At 40.2% G+C, this 1,227-nt stretch carries 1 protein-coding gene and 1 pseudogene; both read right to left on the bottom strand.

Going from position 1 to position 1,227, the window contains the following annotated elements; translation table 11 throughout:
• Positions 1 to 230, bottom strand: a pseudogene (locus tag CWB85_RS21195) (hypothetical protein); the annotation flags it as partial.
• Between the two features lie 138 nt (positions 231 to 368).
• The coding region (locus CWB85_RS21190; RefSeq protein WP_138555958.1) for a LamG domain-containing protein at positions 369 to 1,227 on the bottom strand (859 nt) is incomplete at its 5' end.

The raw sequence follows: 1,227 nt of genomic DNA, 5'->3' as shown, positions 1-1,227 counted from the left end.
TTAGCTTGCTCTAGTTGTTGTTTGAGTCTTTCAAGTTGCTCAATCATTTTTTGAATATACTCAGGTAAATCATTATTCTTATCTTGCTCAGCAGTTTGCTGTGCTGCTCGCCCTGAGAGTTTATCTCTTTCTGTTGATGTTAACTTATAGCCTTTATCCGTCGCGACTTCTTGAGTGTTATTGGTGTGGTTTTTGATAGTTAAACTTGCTGATAGTGGATTAAGGCTCATACTAATTTGCTTGATAGATAAAGATAGCCTGTTATCGGTTGAAGGGACAGATCCTTTAATTATTTAGAAAAAAAAGCCGAGTTTTCACTCGGCTTATACAACATTTTTTAATTTGAGGTATACCTCAACAAATAATGCTTACTCAGCGGCTGTTGCAGCATCGAACAATGCTTTTATCGCGTCAGCGTCAATTGCACCACTAAATACTTTTAGCTCATCAATTGCGCCGTTGTATGGTGTATCCCAATAGTTTACACCAAGTGCAAACTCATTGGTTTCACCAGCAACTGTAAATACACGCGGGAAGCCTACCGTATCAAGTTTTAGTTCGCCGTTAACGTAGATTTTTAAGGTGTTACCATTACTACCATCTACTGTCATCACTAAATGAGTCCACTCACCTTGTGGGATACGGCTATCAAGTTCACCATTATCAAAGAACGCACCAGAAGTACCCCATAGACGTGTTTTGTTTGTGCCATCCATTGAAGGGACTAAGCTCAACCATGTAGATGAATTTGCACCTGCAAAAAATGCGGTGGTATAACTGGTAAATGCATCAGGTTTTAACCACAATGAAATTGAATAGTCATTGGTGGTGATCAGGTTGTCAGGTAATCTTACCCCTGTAGTGCCATCTAAGTGTACTGCTTGGCCAATAATTCCGTCTGTAAAAGTGACCGCACCACCTTGATTATCAATACGGTTGCCAGTTGATTTACCTGAACCATAAGCGCCTTCAAGTTCCGCTAAATCACCTTCAAAACTATACTGTGCAGGCGCGAGTGATTTAACCGTGACATCAAAGCTTTTAGTATCTGTAAAACCTTTATAGTTAATTGTTGCAGTAAGTGTCACTATTTGGTCGCCAGCAAGCGCACTTGGTTGATTAACAATGGCTGTGCCATTAACGGGTTTTAAATACTCTTCGTTATTTGATGTCCAGCTAATACCAGACACAAATGGTCCAACACGCGGTAAGGTAAAGCTTTCACGG

This window comes from Pseudoalteromonas sp. S1727 (genome assembly GCF_005886375.1).
In the GTDB taxonomy this organism is placed as follows: Bacteria; Pseudomonadota; Gammaproteobacteria; order Enterobacterales; family Alteromonadaceae; genus Pseudoalteromonas; species Pseudoalteromonas haloplanktis.
This window is presented reverse-complemented; position numbering and strand designations above follow the sequence as displayed.